This window comes from Pseudarthrobacter sp. MDT1-40-2, assembly GCF_059383595.1.
Genome location: NZ_JBWZCL010000007.1, coordinates 50,704 through 67,386 on the forward strand (window position 1 = coordinate 50,704; position 16,683 = coordinate 67,386).

Genomic DNA, 16,683 nt, shown 5'->3' on the forward strand with positions numbered 1-16,683 from the left:
AAGGAGATCCGTCATGTCTGACGTACCCGCCCCCGACCAGAATTCCGATCAAAAGGCTGAGGAAAAGCTCGCCTACCGGTTGATCACCGGCCCGGACGACCGCGCCTTCTGTGAACGCATTTCCGCCGCGCTGGCCGAAGGTTACGTATTGCATGGCAGCCCAGCGGCCACGTGGAACGGCGCCAGCGTGATCGTGGCCCAGGCTCTGCTGCTGCCGGTAGCGATCGCCAGCGCGGATGCCGCCGTCGCCACTGCCGTGGATCAGTTGAGCGCTGAGGACTTCAGCGAAGCGGACATTGCCGGCGGTGGCCACGCATGAACCACGCAGGCGATCTCACACCGCAGGAGGCGTGGGCCAAACTCGAAGCCGGCGCCGTCCTGGTGGATGTCCGAACGGAAGGCGAGTGGGCACACATCGGCATTCCGGACACCAAGTCCACGGAGAACGACCCCATTTTCATCCAGTGGACCTTCGCCGGCGGTATCCCCAATCCGGACTTCATCAGCGAACTGCAGCAGCTCGCCCCGGAGGACGCCGGCGTCGAACTTGTTTTCCTGTGCCGCTCCGGCGTCCGGTCGGCAGCAGCAGCCAGCGCCGCCGCGCAGGTCGGGTTCACGTCCTATAACGTCCTGGAAGGGTTCGAAGGCGAGCCTGACCGCTACGGCGAGCGCACGGTCAACGGCTGGAAGAACCGCGGGCTGCCCACCAACCTCGGAACGGCGTAAATGGCTTTCAATCAGGACGCGGCCGGCTGGAGCCCCGATACCCAGGCCGTGCGGGGCGGACTTGACCGCACGGGTTTCCAGGAAACCACCGAGCCGGTATTCCTCAACTCAGGTTTTGTCTACGAATCGGCGGCGGCGGCCGAACGGGCGTTCACCGGCGAGGACGAACGGTTCGTCTACTCGCGCTACGGCAACCCCTCCGTGGCCACCTTCCAGGAGCGCCTCCGGCTGCTCGAAGGCACCGAGGCATGCTTTGCGACGGCGTCGGGAATGTCCGCGGTGTTCACCGCCCTGGGTGCCCTGCTGGCTGCCGGGGACCGGGTTGTTGCGGCCCGCTCCCTTTTTGGCTCCTGCTTCGTGATCCTGAACGAAATCCTGCCGCGCTGGGGTGTAGAGACGGTATTCGTTGACGGACCGGACCTGGAGCAGTGGCGCCAGGCCCTGTCCGTACCCACCACCGCCGTTTTCTTCGAGTCTCCCTCCAATCCCATGCAGGAGATTGTGGACATCGCGGCGGTCAGCGAACTGGCGCATGCGGCGGGGGCCACAGTCGTCGTCGACAATGTTTTTGCCACGCCCCTGCTGCAGCGTTGCGGCGAATTGGGCGCGGACGTAGTGGTCTACTCCGGCACCAAGCACATTGACGGCCAGGGGCGCGTCATGGGCGGCGCCATCCTCGGGACCAAGGAATTCATTGACGGCCCGGTGAAGCAGCTGATGCGGCACACAGGCCCGTCGTTGTCCTCGTTCAACGCGTGGGTCCTCACCAAGGGCCTGGAAACCATGGCGCTGCGGGTCAACCATTCCTCCGCGACGGCGCTGCGCCTGGCCGAATGGCTGGAGCAGCAGCCGGCTGTCAGCTGGGTCAAGTACCCGCTCCTCAAGTCCCACCCGCAGCACCAGCTCGCGGCGCGACAGATGAAGGCCGGCGGAACGGTCCTCACCCTGGAGCTTTCGACGGCGGGCGGCCGCTCCGGCAAGGACGCCGCCTTTGCGCTGTTGGATGCCTTGAAGATCATCGACATCTCCAACAACCTGGGCGACGCGAAGTCGCTGATCACCCATCCGGCCACCACTACCCACCGGGCCATGGGCCCGGAAGGCCGGGCGGCAATCGGGCTGAGCGACGGCGTGGTGCGGCTCTCCGTGGGGCTGGAAGATCCCGAGGACCTGCTGGCTGACCTGGAGCAGGCACTCAAGCAGATCTAGATGGGCATTTTGGAGTAACTGCCCGGATTCGGCGGCTCGGGGGCGCGCCGGACGCGCAGCAGCTCCGGCGCAGTTTCCTCGTCAACGTCAAGGGTCTCCGCCTCCAGCATGGTAAGCCTCACGGCTTGCCGCACCACGGCCCCGAGCCCGGCGTCATCCGGATCGTCGCGTTCCAGTGCCCGGTCCCGTGCAGCGCGCTGCTCGGTGGAACCAGTCCCGCGCTTCAGGATGTCTTGGATACTGCGCCTTACCAGGCCAAGCTCACCTTGCTCCGCCAGGACCGGCTCTACATACTCCACCAGGGCATTGACGACGTCGCTTGCCGGGGCGGGACGGAAGGTTCCGAAATCCAGGAGATCGCCCTTGATTCCCACATTGCTTGCCTGCCAGGCAGCCATCCTCAGCAGCACGGTAGGCACAGGGAGCGGGTCTACGCCGTTCCGCCATTCCCGCACTGCGGTCTCCACGAGTGCACGGACCAGAACGGCGATCAGTGCGGCATCCGCGGAGCGCAGGCAGACGTCGGGCGCCCGCACCTCCACGGTGGGGTGGTTCCGGGAAAGCCGCGCCTCGAAGTAGATCATGCCCTCGTCCATGACCACCCCCGTTTCCATCAGGCGGGTTACAAGCCGGCGGTAGGCGATCAGGCTCCCATGGATGGCTGACGGTCCGGAGGACGGCCACCGGTACCAGGCCTGGGTCCGGTAGCTTTCGAAGCCGGTCTCGGCGCCATTCCAGAAAGGCGAATTGGCGCTTATTGCTGTCAACACAGCGAGCTTGTCGCGGATCCGGTCCAGCACCGCTACCCCCTCCTCGGGGGATTCGATGAAGGTGTGCACGTGGAAGCCGCACGTCAGCTGTTCCTGGGCGGTCAATCCGAAGCGTTCCAGCATGCGCGCATACCGGGGATCCGGAGTCGTGTGGCTGGTGGAGGCGAGCGGTGAGGTAGCGAGTGCCGCCACTCTTGCCCCGTGCCGTTGTGCGGCCTCGTCTGCCATGGCCCGGCCTGCCCTGATCTGGAGCAGCAGTTCGTCGTAGGTCAGGCAGGGCCGGGTCTGCGTCTCGATCTGCTCCAGCTTGAGTTCGGCACTCAGGCCAAGCTGATGGCTGTCCTCCGCTACCTCGTGGGCATCGGCTACCTCCGGTTCAGGGGCTGTACCGGAGGAGGGCGCTATAGCGCGCCCGGACAGCATCGCATCCGCAAGGGCCAGCGGCTCCCCCGTCTGCGGGTCTACGATCAGGAGCTCTTCCTCAACGCCGAAAGTACGCATGCTTCCATTGTGCTACCGGCGTCAATGCGGGCTTAGTCCTGGAAGTACTCGATCTTCGCCCCGATGGTGTTGAGCCGCTCAGCCAGGTCCTCGTAGCCGCGTTCTATGACATAGATGTTCCGCAGCTCGGACACACCACGGGCGGCAAGCATGGCCAGCAACAGGCAGGCAGCCGGGCGAAGGGCGGGCGGGCAGCCAACCTCTGCGGCGCGCCATTTGGTGGGGCCGTTGATGTAGATGCGGTGCGGATCCAGCAGTTGCACCTGGGCGCCGAGCTTGTTCAGTTCGGTGAGGTAGATGGCGCGGTTCTCGTAGACCCAGTCGTGAATCATGGTCTGGCCTTGCGCGTTGCCCGCGATCACGGCGAAGAACGGCAGGTTGTCTATATTAAGGCCGGGGAACGGCATGGGGTGGATCTTGTCCTCCGGTGCGCGCAGCTTGGAGGGGACGGTTGTGACGTCCACCAGGCGCGTACGGCCGTTCCGGGCCATGTATTCGCCGGACACCATGAGCTTTTGGCCCATCTGTTCCAGGATGGACAGTTCAATTTCCATGAATTCAATGGGCACGCGGCGGATGGTTACTTCCGAGTGCGTGACGATTCCCGCGGTGATCAGGCTCATGGCCTCGATGGGGTCTTCCGACGGGAAGTACTCGATGTCGACGTCGATCCTGGGCTTGCCGGTGATCTTCAGGGTGGTGGTGCCCACGCCATCGATCTGGACGCCGAGCATCTGCAGGTAGAAGCAGAGGTCCTGGACCATGTAGTTGGGGCTGGCGTTGCGGATGACTGTGGTGCCACTGCGGTGCGCCGCTGCCATGATGGCGTTTTCCGTGACGGTATCGCCGCGTTCGGTCAACACAAAGGAGCGATCCAGGGAGTCGTCCTTGGGAGCCTGCACCGAATAGAAGCCTGAAGTTGCTTCGACTGCCAGCCCGAACTGGCGAAGAGCCTGCATGTGCGGTTCAACGGTGCGGGTGCCCAGATCGCAGCCGCCGGCGTACGGGAGCTGGTACCGGTCGGATTCATCGAGCAGCGGGCCCAGCAGCATGATGACGCTGCGGGTGCGGCGGGCGGCTTCCACATCCATCGAGGCCAGGTCAAGAACGGCCGGACGGCGGAGCTGAAGGTCGGTGTCATTCAACCAGGTGCACTCGACGCCGATGCTGCTGAGCACCTCGACGATGCGGTTGACTTCCTCGATGCGGGCGAGGCGGCGCAGGATGGTGGTGCCCCGGTTGATCAAGCTGGCACAAAGGAGCGCCACACCCGCGTTCTTGCTGCTGTTGACATCCACGGCGCCGGAGAGGGTGTGACCGCCTTCCACCCGCAGGTGCGTCATCTGCGGCCGGCCCACCTTGACGATGCTCCGGCCAAAGATGCTCTCCAGCCGCTGGATCATTTTCAGGCTGAGGTTCTGCTTGCCTTGTTCCATCCTGGCGATGGCGCTTTGGCTGGTTCCGAGCTCCGCAGCCAGCTGGCCCTGAGTCCAGCCCTTCTCACTGCGCGCGTTGCGCAGGAGCACTCCAACATGTTCAGCAGTTTGTTGCGTCATGGTTAAAAAATATCATGCATGAGTTATTTGGTCGAAATATCCTACCTTCAAGTTGAGATTGAGGGAGTTTTATCCATTTGGTGCGATAACTTGGTCAGCTCAGTGGATTGGCAATCCCGCGGAACCCAGCGTAGCGGCGGAAAAGGCACCGTCCACAGTCCATGAACCCAACACTTCAGCAACATCAGGCCGGCGCTCATCCTGGACCGCGGTGTCATAGCTGCGCTGGAGCAGATCATCGATCCTGACGCGCTGGCCTGCGGCGGCGCTTTCGATCGCAGCCTCCACCATGGCCAGGCTGAGGATGTTGTCATGAACCTGACCCATCGGAGCCCTGCCCGTCCGAAGGGCGGTGACGAACTCGCGCAGGGAACCGTGGACGTCGGCGCCCAGGTCCGCCACGGCAGACTGCTCCCCGGCGACGCCGGTATCCGTCCGGACCACGGAACTTTCCGACGTCGGCAGGTTCTCGCCGTCCCACAACACGGTTCCGTGCTCACCACCCAGCCGCCAGACCGCGTTCCAGGAAGTCTCCTGGCCAGGGCTGCACCAGCTTCCGTTGAAGATGAATCGCTGGCCGCCGGACATCTCGAAGGATGCCACGGCCGCCGCGTCGCCCCGATACCAGCTCCAGGGCGGGTTGAACTCCTCACAGAATACGGAGACAGGATCTGCATCCAGGAGGAAACGGGCCATGTCGAACTGGTGGATGGCCATGTCAAGCAACAGCGGATGATCCATCTGGTCGCGGAATCCGCCGAAGTGCGGGGCCTTGAAGAAATCCGCGGAGAGGATTCCCAGCCGGCCCAGTGCGGCAGCCTGCGCCTTGGCAGCGAACAGGTGGGCGTTGTAACGGCGGGACTGGCTGACCATAAACAGTTGACCCGTGACATCGGCGGCGGCGGCAAGGCTAAGGCCCTGCGCCACCGTGGCGGCTACGGGCTTCTCGCCCAGCACCGGGAGGCCGGCGAAGAGAGCCTCAGTGGTCACCGGATGATGGGCGGCAGGGACGGTCACGTTAATAACCGCCTGGGCACCGACGTCGAACGCCAACTGCGCGGTTCCGGCACCCACCGGAAGGTCAGGCTTTCCGATCAACGCGGCGCTGGCGTGCGCTGCATCAAGGTCCAGGTCCACGATGCCACGTAATTCCACCAGCGGCGAGGCCTCCACTGCCGCCAGCCACGCGCGGCCCATGGCTCCGGCGCCAACCACCACAACTTTCAGGGGCGTGCCGTCCTCCTCGATGGTGGCAAATGGCCGGCTCATGCGTCGCTGCCTTCGTAGATGGCGGTAGCGCCCTGGTACGCGGCGCCCTTGAAGAACACGTTGGTGTCGTAGCGGAGGAGTTCGGGCAGTTCGCGCCGGGGCCTGTCCGTGACCGCCCATAGAACGGCGTTGGAAATGACCCTGCGGATGTCCTTGTGGTGGTAGACCGGGTAGTCCTGGTCCCCCGGGCTGAAGAAGAAGATCTTGCCGTGGCCACGGCGGAAGGTGCAGCCGGACCGGAACACTTCGCCGCCACTGAAGGAGCTGATGAAGACCAGTTCCTCCGGCGTAGGAATATCGAAGAACTCTCCATACATCTCCTGCTCATCGATGATGATGGGGTGCGGCACGCCCTTGGCGATGGGGTGGGTTGGGTCAACCGTCCACACGAGTTCGCGGTCCTGCTCCCCCCGCCAGCGCAGGGTGCAGGTGGTACCCATGAGCTTGGTGAAGATCTTGGACCAGTGACCCGAATGCAGCACGATCAGCCCCATCCCGGAGAGGACGTGCCGGTGCACGCGTTCCACGGTCTCGTCGTCGACGTCGCCGTGCGCCATGTGCCCCCACCAGGTCAGCACGTCAGTGTTGGCCAGGACTTCTTCGGTGAGGCCATGTTCCGGTTCGTCCAGGGTGGCGGTCCGAACCTCGACGGCGGCACCCAGGTTCTCCTCGATGCCTTCCTTCACCGCTCCATGCATACCCTTGGGGTACAAGGCGGACACGTGCTCGTGTTCCTGCTCGTGGCGGTTTTCGCTCCAGACGGTGACCCGGATGGTGGCGTTGTCAGTCATTGCATCTCCTGTGCTTGGTTTATTGGTTTTCGAAACTGTTGCTGATGGGTGCTGGTTGTCACTTGACGGCGCCGCCGGTGGTGCCTGCTGCCACGTATTTCTGCGCCGCAATGAGGAGGATGATGGCGGGGATGGAGGCGAGAACCGCCGTCGCCATCACTGAACTCCAGTCGTTCACGTAGGCACCCATGTACTGGAAGATCCCCAACGTCACGGGGCGGACCTGGTCCGTGGTGGTGAGGGTCAGCGCAAAGAGGAAATCACTCCAGGTGAAAAGGAACGTGAAGAGCCCGGAAGTGATGAGTGCGTTGCGGCTCAACGGCAGGACGATGGACCAGAAAGCCCTGAGGTGCCCGGCGCCGTCCACTTTGGCGGCCTCTATCACTGACGCGGGCAGGTTGTTCATGAAGGCCCTCATGATGAGGATTGCGAACGGGATGCCGTGCGAGGAGTCGGCCAGGATAAGTCCGGGGATGGAATTGAGCAGCCCCAGGTCGTTGTACGCGGTGTACAGCGCATTGGCCACCACAATGCCGGGGATCATCTGGCTGATCAGGATCGCAAACAGCACAATGCCAGCGCCGCGGACCTTGAAGTAGGCCAGCGCATAGGCTGCAGGCGCCGCGATAGCAAGGCTGAACAGCACGCTGCCCAGTGCCACCACCAGGCTGGTCACCAGGTTTCCGCCCTGCTGCTTGATGGCCGTTGCATAGCCCGTGAAGTCGGGAGAAAGAGGTAGCCACGAGGTCTGCAGCGTCGCACCGTTGGGCTGCAACGAGGCGTTGATCATCCAGTACACCGGAAACAGCATGATGGCCAGGAAGAGTACTGCCAGGGCAGTGGTTCCCCACCGTTTGGACTCCCTGGCTGCGCCGGCGGTACTGCGGGGCGGGCGGTGGGTTCCAACGTCGAAAGTTGTTTTGATGGTCATGGAGTCCTCACTCGTCGACGGCGCGTCGGTTGGCGCGGAGGTAGAGAACAGCGAATACCAGCGAGATCACAACCAGGATGTTGCCCATGGCCGCGCCTTCGCCGAACTTGAAGTCCTGGAAGGACAGCGCGTACGACTGCGTTGCGATGGTCTGCGTGGAGTTGGCCGGGCCGCCGTTGGTCAGGCCAAGGATGATGTCCAGGACCTTCAACGTATAAACCACTCCCAGTACCAGGACCACGCTCACCACCGGACGGAGCATAGGCCAGGTGACGTGGCGGAACGCCTTCCAGCCGGTGGCGCCGTCCAGGGATGCCGCCTCATACAGCTCGTCCGGAATGTCCTGCAGCCCGCCGTAGAGCACAGTGACATTGAACGGGATGCCGATCCAGATATTCACTGCCATCACGGCCGCGAGCGCCAGCGAGGTACTGGTCAGCCAGGGAATTCCCGTGCTGATGAGGCCCAGGCTTTCCAGGAAGTTATTCAGGGCTCCGCTGTCCTTGTCCAGGATCCACCGCCAGACGGCACTGGAAACGATGAGCGGCAGCAGCCACGGCAGGAGAAGCAGCGAGCGAAGGATCCCGTTCAGCGGAAACCTGCGCTTGAAGAAGACGGCAAGGCCCAGGCCAAGCACGAATTGCCCGGCTATGGAGCCTGCCGTGAACAGTGCGGTGTTCACCATCGCGGTGGAGAACAGCGACGACGAGATAACAGTGGCGTAGTTGGCGAACCCTACCCAGGGGGCTTCACCTGTATAGAAGGTGCTGGTGCTGTAATCCTGGAAACTCATCAGGACGTTCTTCACCACGGGATAGCCAAAGAACAATGCCAGGTAAGTCACTGCGGGAACAAGGAAGAGCCACTGGTAGCCCCGCTCCCGGCGCCTGTAACCCTGGCGGCGCTTGGTGGCGGAGCCGGTGGCTGCCTGCACCACCTTCGGGGATACCTGCTCGACGGTTGTTGTCATGGGACCTGCCCTCAGCCTTCCTGGGCTTGCTTGAGGGCGTCCGCGGGGCTGGCCTGGCCAGTCAAAGCGGTCTGGATTGCCGTGTAGATTTTGGTTGCCTGGCTGGGCCATTCCTCACCGAGCTGGCCGGTCCGGGCCCGTGCCGTCTCCACCAGTTCGGCAAACGAGGCGAGTTCGGGGTTCTCGGCAGCGAACCGGGCGGCAACCGTGGTCTTCGAAGGGATGGTATTGCGGGCCTTGGCCATGGCCAGCTGGTTTTCATCGCTGTTCATGCAGGCGACAACCTCAGCGGCCTTTGCTTGCTTGTCCTTGTTTCCGGTCTGCGGCACCGTCCAGACCTCGCCGCCCAGCGGGCCGACGGGCGTCTGGTTTGATTCCTTGACCGGGATGTTCACCACGCCGTACTCAAGCGCAGCCTGCTTTTCCAGGACGGGGATCTGCCAGGGGCCGTTCACCATCATGGCCGCCTTGCCCGCGATGAACTGGTCATTCACGTCGGCCTGGGTCCAGTTCAGCGCCGAGGATGAAACCGAGCCGCTGCTGACCAGGTCTGTCCAGAGCTGCAGCGCCTCGGCCGCCTCAGGCGTGGCGATATTCTTCTCATCGCCGCCGTTGGACCACATAAAGGGGAGGAACTGCCAGGTGCCCTCATACGTGGCGTTGGCATTAAACGCCAGGCCATACTGGTCGCCGGCAGTGAGGGCTGCAGCCGTTTCCTTCAACTCATCCCATGTCTGCGGGGGTGTCACTCCGGCCTTGGCCAGGACGTCCTTGTTGTAGAAGAGCGCGATGGTGTTTACCGTCGGAGCCAGGCCGTACACTTCGTCCTCATAAGTCCCTGCGCTCAGGATGCCTTCGGGGTAGCCTTCGGTGCTGATGTTGAAGTCAGAGAGCGGAGCCAACGCGCCGGTCTTGGCAATTTGCTGCAGGTCCGGGTTGTCCAGCATGAGCACATCCGGCAGGGTCTTCGAGGATGCCTGCTGGAGCACCTTGGCGATCAGGGATTTGCCGGGGACGGTTTCGCGCTTGATGGTCACTCCGGACTGCGTTCCGCAGGCCGCAAGGGTGTCGCCGATGACCGACTTGTCCGGCTCGTTGTTGTAGTAATCGACGACGGAGATCTCGGTTACCGGGCCGCCGCCTCCGGAAGCAGTACTTGATCCGCAGCCGGACAGGACCAAGGGAATGCCGGCGAGCGCCGTGACGGCAAATGCGGCGGCTTTGGTACGGGTGATTGCTGACTTCATTATCAGATCCTTTGTGAGGGGCCGGAGCGTCATCGCCGGGGCCGGTTGTGGGCTGTTGCGGTTGTGTTTGGAAGGAGATCGCTTTTCCATTTGATTAATCGATACGTATCGACGCTGCTCAAATATGAGTTTCCTTTTTCGGCTGCATCAGGCCGGGCAGGTACGGGCAGTCAGGACGCGGGCTGGGGTGCGGGAGGTGAATACCCGGCGGTACCGTGCCGGTGGGTGACCTGGGGCGGGATAAGTTCGAGCGTTCCGCCGGAATCCGGATGATCCGCGGACATCAGGCGAAGGAGAAGTTCAACAGCCCGCTGCGAAACCAGGCTTGGCTGGATATCCAGGATGGTGGACTCCTCGAGGTCAACCATGGCTTCCGGCACCGGCCCCACTCCTATGACCGAGGCATCCCTCCCGGGCTCCAGGCCTTTCTCACGAAGAATCCTGGGCAGGAGTTCCAGAACGGTCACATCTGGCGAAACGAAGGCGGGCAGTCCGTGCGATGAAGCAATGCAGGCATCCACCGCGGCTTCAATACTCCGGCGGTCCGACGTTGCCGGCAGATGCTCGAGGGATACCCCCAGCCTCTCCGCGGCAGCGTTCGCGCCGCCAAAGAACCTGTCAACGTAGTTCAGCCTGCTCCCCACCAACCGGGGACGCCAGCCGATGATCACGCCGCTGGTGTGCCCCGCGCCGGCCATCTCCTCGACGCAGAGCTCGCCGGCCCGGGAGAAATCAGCGTCGATACAGTTAAGTCCGGTGGAGTCGTTCGGAATGCCGATAAACACCACAGGCACACCCAGCTTGCGGACCACGGGGATCCGCTCATCGTCAGCCTGGACCTGCATCAGGATCAGCCCGTCGCAGAGCTGCTGCCCCACCACGCGCTCCAACCCCTGATTGCCCTCTTCGTCCGTCACCAGCAGCACATCATGGTCGAAACGCCGGGCGGTGGCGGCAATAACGGCAATGAATTCCATGATGGAGCCAAGGTGCACCTCAGGAGTAATCGGGATAACCAGACCGATCACCTGGGACTTACGGCTGGCGAGTGCTCGGGCACCGGCATTCGGCCTGTAGGTCAACTGCTCGATGGCCGCTTCGACCCGCAGCCGGGTCTTCTCCGATATGGGCCGCTTGCCGGTCATGACGTAGGAAACCGTGCTCTGGGAAACGCCGGCTAAGGCCGCAACGTCCTTGCTGGTTGGCATGGTTTTCCTTTCGTCATGGTCGCCGGAACAATAGTCGATACGTATCGTTGAAGCGTATCGACTACAACTGTGACATGCGTCTCGTCAGAGCGCAAGGGTCACTTGTTGATTGTCACCGCCCGGCCAGCCGTGACGGTTACCTCCAGGGGGATAAAAGAACCGTCAGTGGCGGGCATGGTGATGGTGCGGTTGTGGCCTTCCTCCGCCGCAAAGGCCTTGAACTCCACCTCCGTGGACCAGTCGTACTCCGGCCGGTCGCTGACCATTCCCAAGGGCAGAATGGTCCCCTGGCGTACGTAGACAGCTGCCTCCATGACGCTGAACTCCTTGCGGTGCCAACGCTGGCCCGGTAGCTGTTCGCCTGTTTCCAGGTGTGTCCACGTTCCTTCGGGAAGGTAGAAGTCCACCCAGCCGCCGGCGGTCATCACGGGGGCTACCAGGAGGTCAGCTCCCAGCATGTACTGTCGGTCAAGATAGGCACAGGCGGGGTCATCAGGAAACTCCACGAACATGGGCCGCATCAGCGGCGCGCCCGTCTGGTGCGCTTCCTCGGCCGCACCCAGCAGGTAGGGCATCAAGCGCATCTTCAGCTGCGTGAAGTGGCGCAGCACATCGCTGGATTCGTCGTCCACCAGCCAGGGCACCCGGTAGGAGTTGGAACCGTGCAGCCGCGAGTGGGAGGACAGCAGGCCGAAGGCGATCCAGCGCTTGAAGAGTTCAGGGTCCGGCGTGCCCTCAAACCCGCCAATGTCGTGGCTCCAAAAAGCAAAACCTGAAGAAGCCAGGGACAGCCCTCCACGGAGCGATTCGGACATGGCAGGGAAGGTGGACTCGCAGTCACCGCCCCAGTGCACCGGCAACTGCTGCCCGCCGGCAGTGGCGGAGCGTGCAAACAAGACCGCCTGGCCCTCTCCCAGTTCCTTGGACAGCAGGTCAAACACCGTCTGGTTGTACAGCTGTGCATAGTAGTTGTGCATCCGCTGCGGATCGGAGCCGTCATGCCAGGCGACGTCCGTAGGAATCCGCTCGCCGAAGTCCGTTTTGAAAGAGTCCACACCCTGGTCCAGCAGGACCCGCAGCTTGCCCTGGTACCAGGTGACGGCGTCGGGGTTGGTGAAGTCCACCAGCCCCATACCGGCCTGCCACATGTCCCACTGCCAGACGGAGCCGTCCGGCCGCTTCACCAGATAGCCCAGTTCCGCGCCCTCCCGGAAAAGGTAAGACCGCTGGGCGATGTATGGATTGATCCACACGCAGACCTTCAGGCCGCGTTCGTGGAGCCGGCTAAGCATGCCTTCCGGGTCGGGGAAGGTGGCCGGGTCCCAAATGAAGTCACTCCAGTGGAAGGCCCGCATCCAGTGGCAATCGAAGTGGAAGACGGAAAGCGGAAGATTGCGTTCCTCCATGCCGTCGATGAAGGACATCACCGTTTTTTCGTCATAGTCGGTGGTGAAGGACGTGGAGAGCCACAGCCCGTAGGACCAGGCGGGAACCTTGGCGGGCCTGCCGGTGAGCTCCGTGTACCGGCGGAGGATGTCCTTGGGCGTGGGTCCGTGAATAACAAAGTACTGGAGCCGCTGGCCCTCCACGCTGAACTGGGTACGGGACACCACTTCGGAGCCGATCTCGTAAGACACCCGCTCCGGGTGGTTCACGAACACTCCGTAGCCGGAATTGGTGATGAAGAAGGGCACGTTCTTGTAGGCGAGGTCGCTGGACGTGCCGCCGTCTTCATTCCAGATGTCCACCGACTGCCCGTTTTTCACCAGGGCGCCAAACCGTTCACCCAGGCCGTACACATTGGTACCCACGCCCAGGGTGAGTTGTTCGTGCACGAACTGCCGGCCGTCCTGGTCGGTGATCAGGCCAATACTGCGCGGCACCGAACTGGTCAGCAGCCGCCCGTCCCCCAGGAAGTCAACGTTCCAGTCTCCGGCCGTGTTAATGCTGGCGGTGAGGCTTCCGGACGTGAAGGTGGCCTTGCCGCCGTCGTTGGTGATGGTTACCTCGGCACTTCCGTCCCTGAGGGCAAAATGCGGGCCCTTGTCCACGCCGCCCTGGAAGTGCTCGATGGTCACGCCGATCACGTCCGGGAGGGGGGATTCGAAAGTGACCGTCAGCTGAGGACAGTTCAGGGCGTCACCCCGGTCAGCAATCCGTTGCGTGGGTGCATAGACGGTGAGCTTGTTCGGGGATGCTTCCACATCCACCACGTCCTTCGGGTGCAAGGCGGTGTAGCCCTTGCGCAGCAGCCAGTAGCCATCAGTGAATTTCATGCTGTTCCTCTATTTTCCTGGTTCTTTGAGTACGAGGGCCCCGAAGGGGGCAAGGGTGAGCCGGCTGTTCTGCTCAGTTCCCGTGAGCAGGTCCACCGAGGACCAGCCCACATAAACGGCCTGTTCCGTGCTGGAATGGTTGAGCAGGAACAGGTGTCCGCCGCGACTGGCTGCCTCCACCTGCTCCGGCACCGGCTCGGCCAGCAGGGAACCAATTCCCGCGGAATTCAGCGCATCAGCCACCACCAGGTCCAGTGCCGGGGCCGGAAGGTCTGCCCCGACATACCAGCTGCTGCCCTCGCCGGTGGAATGACGTACGACGGCGGGATGGCCTTCGAGGCACCCCTCACCGAATACGGCAATCGCCTCTGCGGTGGCTCCGCTAAGGGCCAGATCTTCTGTCCAGGTCTGCGCCGGGTGCCGCTGTTCCCCGGCTGCCCCGTGATCCTCGAAGATCACGTCAACCGGCTCCGCCAGCGGGCGCCATTCCTCACCGTCCACGCCCAGCAGTCCGGAAAGGACTGCCGGGAACCGGCCGGGAGCCAGATGACCGTTGCTGTCCGCAACGGCGCTGAACGGGCCCACCACCAGGCGCCCGCCTCGTCGGACAAAGGCAGCGAGCGAGTCTGCGTCAGGCTGCGCCAGGATGAAAAGGCTGGGCACCACAAGCAGGTCGAAACGGCCCAGGTCCGACGACGGATGCACCACCTCCACCGCCAGCCCTCGCCGGCGGAGCGGACTGTAGTAAGCCTGCAGCTGGGCCAGGACGTCCAGCCGGCTGCTGGGCCTGTCCGGGGATTCGGCAGCCCACCAGCTGTTCCAGTCGAATAGAATCCCGATCCTGGCCCGGGCGTCCGCGCCGGCAAGTTGGCGAAGGTTCTTCAGGTCTGTCCCCAGGTCTGCGGCTTCCCTGAATACCCGGGTGTCTTCCCCGGCCAATGGCACCACAGCCGAGTGGAAGCGTTCGGCTCCGAATCTGGACTGGCGAAACTGGAAGCAGCAGACGCCGTCAGCGCCGTGGGCTACGGCGGAGAGGGCGTCCACGCGAAGGGCGCCGGGTTCCTTGGCCACGTTGTGTTCCCGCCAGTTCACGGCGGAGGTGGCTGATTCCATCAGGAGCCACGGCTGCCCGCCGGCCAGCCCCCGGCAAAGATCGTGGGTCAGCGAGCCGAACTGGTGCGACCGTGGATCGGCCGGATCCGTGTACCAGTCGTTGGCCACCACATCCGTCTCCTTGGCGAACGCGAAGTAATCGGCGCCGCGGAAGAAGCCCATGAAGTTTGTGGTCACCGGGTTGATGGGGTCATAGCGGCGGATGATGTCCCGTTCAGCCGTGTAAAGGGACAGCAGCTGGTGTGAGGTGAACCGCTGGAAGTCCAGCGCCTGGCTGGGGTTGACCAGGTAGGGAGCGCGCCGTGGCGGCATGATCGCGTCCCAGTGGTCGTAGCGCTGGCTCCAGAACGACGTGCCCCAGGCCCGGTTGAGCTCGTCTATGGAACTGTAGCGATGCATCAGCCAGGCCCGGAAGGCGAGGGCGCTGTGGTCGTCGTAGCTGACCTGCCCCAGCTCGTTCCCGACGTGCCACATGGCGACCGCCGGATGGCCCGAATACCTCCTGGCCAGGGCTTCTGTGATTCCGGCCGCAGCCCGGCGGTACTTCGCCGAGGAGGGATTGAACTGGTTTCGGGAACCCCACCAGAGGGTACGGCCGTCCGCGTCCACCGGCAGGGTCTCCGGATACGCATGGCCCAGCCAGGTTGGCGGTGACGCGGTAGGCGTGGCCAGGGATACCCGGATGCCGCCCTGGTGGAGGAGGTCCAGGATCCGGTCCAGCCAGCCGAACTCGCGGGCACCTTCCCGCGGTTCCAGCTGGGCCCAGCTGAACACACCCACCGTGACCAGGTTGATCCCGGCCTTTTGCATCAGCCGGATGTCCTCCGGCCAGCTCTCCTCGGGCCACTGCTCGGGGTTGTAGTCCGCTCCGAAAAGCAGTCCGGCGGTACCGGTGAGGGAGGCCAGTACTGGCCGGGCGCCAGGCGATGGAGGTGAGGAATGGTTTGTCATGGTCGAATCGCTTCAATCAAAAGTAGAGGGTGGGTAGGTGCGCTCAGGGGTATCACGTCGAACGTTGTCGAACGGAAGTACGCGGAAGACTTTCCGTGCTGGCTATGCTTGAAGTTCTACGCGCGAATGAAGGGAGTGGCCCGTGGCCACCATGATTGACGTTGCCCGGGCGGCCGGAGTGTCCACCAGCACGGTGTCCTACGTGCTGAGCGGCAAGCGCACCATTTCGGAGGAAACCCGGGAGCAAGTCATGGCAGCGATCAGGAAGCTGGACTACAGCCCCCACTCCGGTGCCCGTTCCCTGGCATCGAGCCGGTCCAACGTGCTGGGTCTGATGGTTCCCCTCCGCGCTGACGTTAATGTCAGCGTGATCATGCAGTTCGTGGCCGCGGTGGTCACCACGGCCCGGGACTACAACCAGGATGTGCTGCTGCTTACCCAGGACGACGCCGACGGCATCCACCGGGTTACGTCGCAGTCCATTGTGGACGGGCTGCTGATGATGGACATCGAGGCCAGGGACCCCCGCATCCCGCAGCTGGCCAGGCTCCGTAAGCCTGCCGTGCTGATCGGTTTCCCGGATGATCCCCAGGGGCTGAGCTGTGTTGACTTCGATTTCGCCGGAGCCTCCCGCACCGCCGTCCGGCACCTGGCCGGGCTCGGCCACCAGACCCTGGGTTTTATCGGCTCGCCGCAGGCTTCCCTGGAACGCCACGCCACCTATGCCGACCGTGCCCGCAGAGGCTTTGACGATGCCTGTGAAGCAGCCGGCGTCACAGGTGTCCGCCAGGCCTGCGAACCCACATCTGCTGCCCTCGCCGAAGCCCTGGACGCCATCTTCGCGGCGCCCGGGCCGGTCACCGGCCTGGTGGTCCACAACGAAGGACTTCTCCCGCTGCTTCGGGAATCGCTGGCGCTCCGTGGCCTGCAGATCCCCGAGGATGTGTCCGTTGTGGCTATCGCACCCGAGGACGCGGCCATGGCTTCCGCCCAGCCCTGGACGGCGGTATCCATTCCCGCCCACGACATTGGCCGTGCCGCCGTCGAAATGGTGATGGACCGCCTCAATTCCGACAAACCGGTAGAGATCCGCCTCATTGTCCCGTCGCTGGTTCAACGCACCACCTCTGCGGCACCGGCCTAAAGCCTGGCAGCTTGTGCTGAC

At 63.5% G+C, this 16,683-nt stretch carries 14 protein-coding genes; 4 read left to right on the forward strand and 10 right to left on the reverse strand.

Annotated elements, in window-relative coordinates; translation table 11 throughout:
* The first annotated feature begins 13 nt into the window (after window positions 1-13).
* From AC50X5_RS15765 to AC50X5_RS15775, 3 genes are read left to right on the forward strand one after another with little or no spacing between them, the layout of a single operon-like run.
* Window positions 14-319, forward strand: coding sequence for a DUF1737 domain-containing protein (locus AC50X5_RS15765; protein ID WP_494977022.1), 306 nt, complete (start codon window positions 14-16; stop codon window positions 317-319).
* Window positions 316-726, forward strand: coding sequence for a rhodanese-like domain-containing protein (locus tag AC50X5_RS15770; RefSeq protein WP_494977023.1), 411 nt, complete (start codon window positions 316-318; stop codon window positions 724-726). Before AC50X5_RS15765 ends, AC50X5_RS15770 begins: the two co-directional genes overlap by 4 nt.
* Entirely contained in the window at window positions 727-1,935 is a 1,209-nt protein-coding gene (locus AC50X5_RS15775) for an O-succinylhomoserine sulfhydrylase (RefSeq protein WP_494977024.1), read from the forward strand.
* On the opposite strand, the gene AC50X5_RS15780 is transcribed toward AC50X5_RS15775, so the two are convergent.
* The 10 genes from AC50X5_RS15780 to AC50X5_RS15825 all read right to left on the reverse strand — a co-directional run bounded on the left by AC50X5_RS15780 (window position 1,932) and on the right by AC50X5_RS15825 (window position 15,518).
* Window positions 1,932-3,206 carry a glutamate--cysteine ligase 2 gene (locus AC50X5_RS15780; RefSeq protein WP_494977025.1) on the reverse strand — a complete coding sequence of 425 codons (1,275 nt, stop codon included), beginning with the start codon at window positions 3,204-3,206 and terminating at the stop codon, window positions 1,932-1,934. The genes AC50X5_RS15775 and AC50X5_RS15780 overlap by 4 nt on opposite strands.
* A 32-nt stretch (window positions 3,207-3,238) precedes the next feature.
* Window positions 3,239-4,762, reverse strand: a complete 1,524-nt coding sequence (locus AC50X5_RS15785) for a UDP-N-acetylglucosamine 1-carboxyvinyltransferase (RefSeq protein ID WP_494977026.1) — start codon at window positions 4,760-4,762, stop codon at window positions 3,239-3,241.
* Between the two features lie 99 nt (window positions 4,763-4,861).
* On the reverse strand, window positions 4,862-6,031 hold the full coding sequence (locus tag AC50X5_RS15790) for a Gfo/Idh/MocA family protein (RefSeq protein WP_494977027.1): 1,170 nt from the start codon (window positions 6,029-6,031) through the stop codon (window positions 4,862-4,864).
* Complete coding sequence (locus AC50X5_RS15795) at window positions 6,028-6,822, reverse strand: ThuA domain-containing protein (RefSeq protein WP_494977028.1); 795 nt, start codon at window positions 6,820-6,822, stop codon at window positions 6,028-6,030. Before AC50X5_RS15795 ends, AC50X5_RS15790 begins: the two co-directional genes overlap by 4 nt.
* Before the next feature lie 58 nt (window positions 6,823-6,880).
* On the reverse strand, window positions 6,881-7,633 hold the full coding sequence (locus AC50X5_RS15800; RefSeq protein WP_494977049.1) for a carbohydrate ABC transporter permease: 753 nt from the start codon (window positions 7,631-7,633) through the stop codon (window positions 6,881-6,883).
* Between the two features lie 127 nt (window positions 7,634-7,760).
* A complete protein-coding gene (locus AC50X5_RS15805) occupies window positions 7,761-8,723 on the reverse strand; it encodes a carbohydrate ABC transporter permease (protein ID WP_494977029.1) in 963 nt (320 codons plus the stop codon).
* An 11-nt stretch (window positions 8,724-8,734) separates the two neighbouring features.
* Complete coding sequence (locus AC50X5_RS15810; protein ID WP_494977030.1) at window positions 8,735-9,970, reverse strand: sugar ABC transporter substrate-binding protein; 1,236 nt, start codon at window positions 9,968-9,970, stop codon at window positions 8,735-8,737.
* A gap of 170 nt (window positions 9,971-10,140) precedes the next feature.
* Window positions 10,141-11,178, reverse strand: a complete 1,038-nt coding sequence (locus AC50X5_RS15815) for a LacI family DNA-binding transcriptional regulator (protein ID WP_494977031.1) — start codon at window positions 11,176-11,178, stop codon at window positions 10,141-10,143.
* 98 nt (window positions 11,179-11,276) lie between these two features.
* Entirely contained in the window at window positions 11,277-13,454 is a 2,178-nt protein-coding gene (gene yicI, locus AC50X5_RS15820) for an alpha-xylosidase (protein WP_494977032.1), read from the reverse strand.
* 9 nt (window positions 13,455-13,463) lie between these two features.
* A complete protein-coding gene (locus AC50X5_RS15825) occupies window positions 13,464-15,518 on the reverse strand; it encodes a beta-galactosidase (RefSeq protein ID WP_494977033.1) in 2,055 nt (684 codons plus the stop codon).
* A gap of 151 nt (window positions 15,519-15,669) precedes the next feature.
* Here AC50X5_RS15825 and AC50X5_RS15830 point away from each other — a divergent pair, with 151 nt between their 5' ends.
* On the forward strand, window positions 15,670-16,662 hold the full coding sequence (locus AC50X5_RS15830; protein WP_494977050.1) for a LacI family DNA-binding transcriptional regulator: 993 nt from the start codon (window positions 15,670-15,672) through the stop codon (window positions 16,660-16,662).
* The last annotated feature ends 21 nt before the right edge of the window (window positions 16,663-16,683 follow it).

Coding starts and splice junctions, on each gene's coding strand:
- AC50X5_RS15810 (WP_494977030.1), bottom strand. CDS start 9,970: ATGAAGTCAGCAATCACCCGTACCAAAGCCGCCGCATTTGCCGTCACG.
- AC50X5_RS15830 (WP_494977050.1), top strand. CDS start 15,670: ATGATTGACGTTGCCCGGGCGGCCGGAGTGTCCACCAGCACGGTGTCC.
- AC50X5_RS15795 (WP_494977028.1), bottom strand. CDS start 6,822: ATGACTGACAACGCCACCATCCGGGTCACCGTCTGGAGCGAAAACCGC.
- yicI (WP_494977032.1), bottom strand. CDS start 13,454: ATGAAATTCACTGATGGCTACTGGCTGCTGCGCAAGGGCTACACCGCC.
- AC50X5_RS15770 (WP_494977023.1), top strand. CDS start 316: ATGAACCACGCAGGCGATCTCACACCGCAGGAGGCGTGGGCCAAACTC.
- AC50X5_RS15775 (WP_494977024.1), top strand. CDS start 727: ATGGCTTTCAATCAGGACGCGGCCGGCTGGAGCCCCGATACCCAGGCC.
- AC50X5_RS15815 (WP_494977031.1), bottom strand. CDS start 11,178: ATGCCAACCAGCAAGGACGTTGCGGCCTTAGCCGGCGTTTCCCAGAGC.
- AC50X5_RS15800 (WP_494977049.1), bottom strand. CDS start 7,633: ATGCTGTTTCCGGTGTACTGGATGATCAACGCCTCGTTGCAGCCCAAC.
- AC50X5_RS15790 (WP_494977027.1), bottom strand. CDS start 6,031: ATGAGCCGGCCATTTGCCACCATCGAGGAGGACGGCACGCCCCTGAAA.
- AC50X5_RS15825 (WP_494977033.1), bottom strand. CDS start 15,518: ATGACAAACCATTCCTCACCTCCATCGCCTGGCGCCCGGCCAGTACTG.
- AC50X5_RS15785 (WP_494977026.1), bottom strand. CDS start 4,762: ATGACGCAACAAACTGCTGAACATGTTGGAGTGCTCCTGCGCAACGCG.
- AC50X5_RS15780 (WP_494977025.1), bottom strand. CDS start 3,206: ATGCGTACTTTCGGCGTTGAGGAAGAGCTCCTGATCGTAGACCCGCAG.
- AC50X5_RS15765 (WP_494977022.1), top strand. CDS start 14: ATGTCTGACGTACCCGCCCCCGACCAGAATTCCGATCAAAAGGCTGAG.
- AC50X5_RS15805 (WP_494977029.1), bottom strand. CDS start 8,723: ATGACAACAACCGTCGAGCAGGTATCCCCGAAGGTGGTGCAGGCAGCC.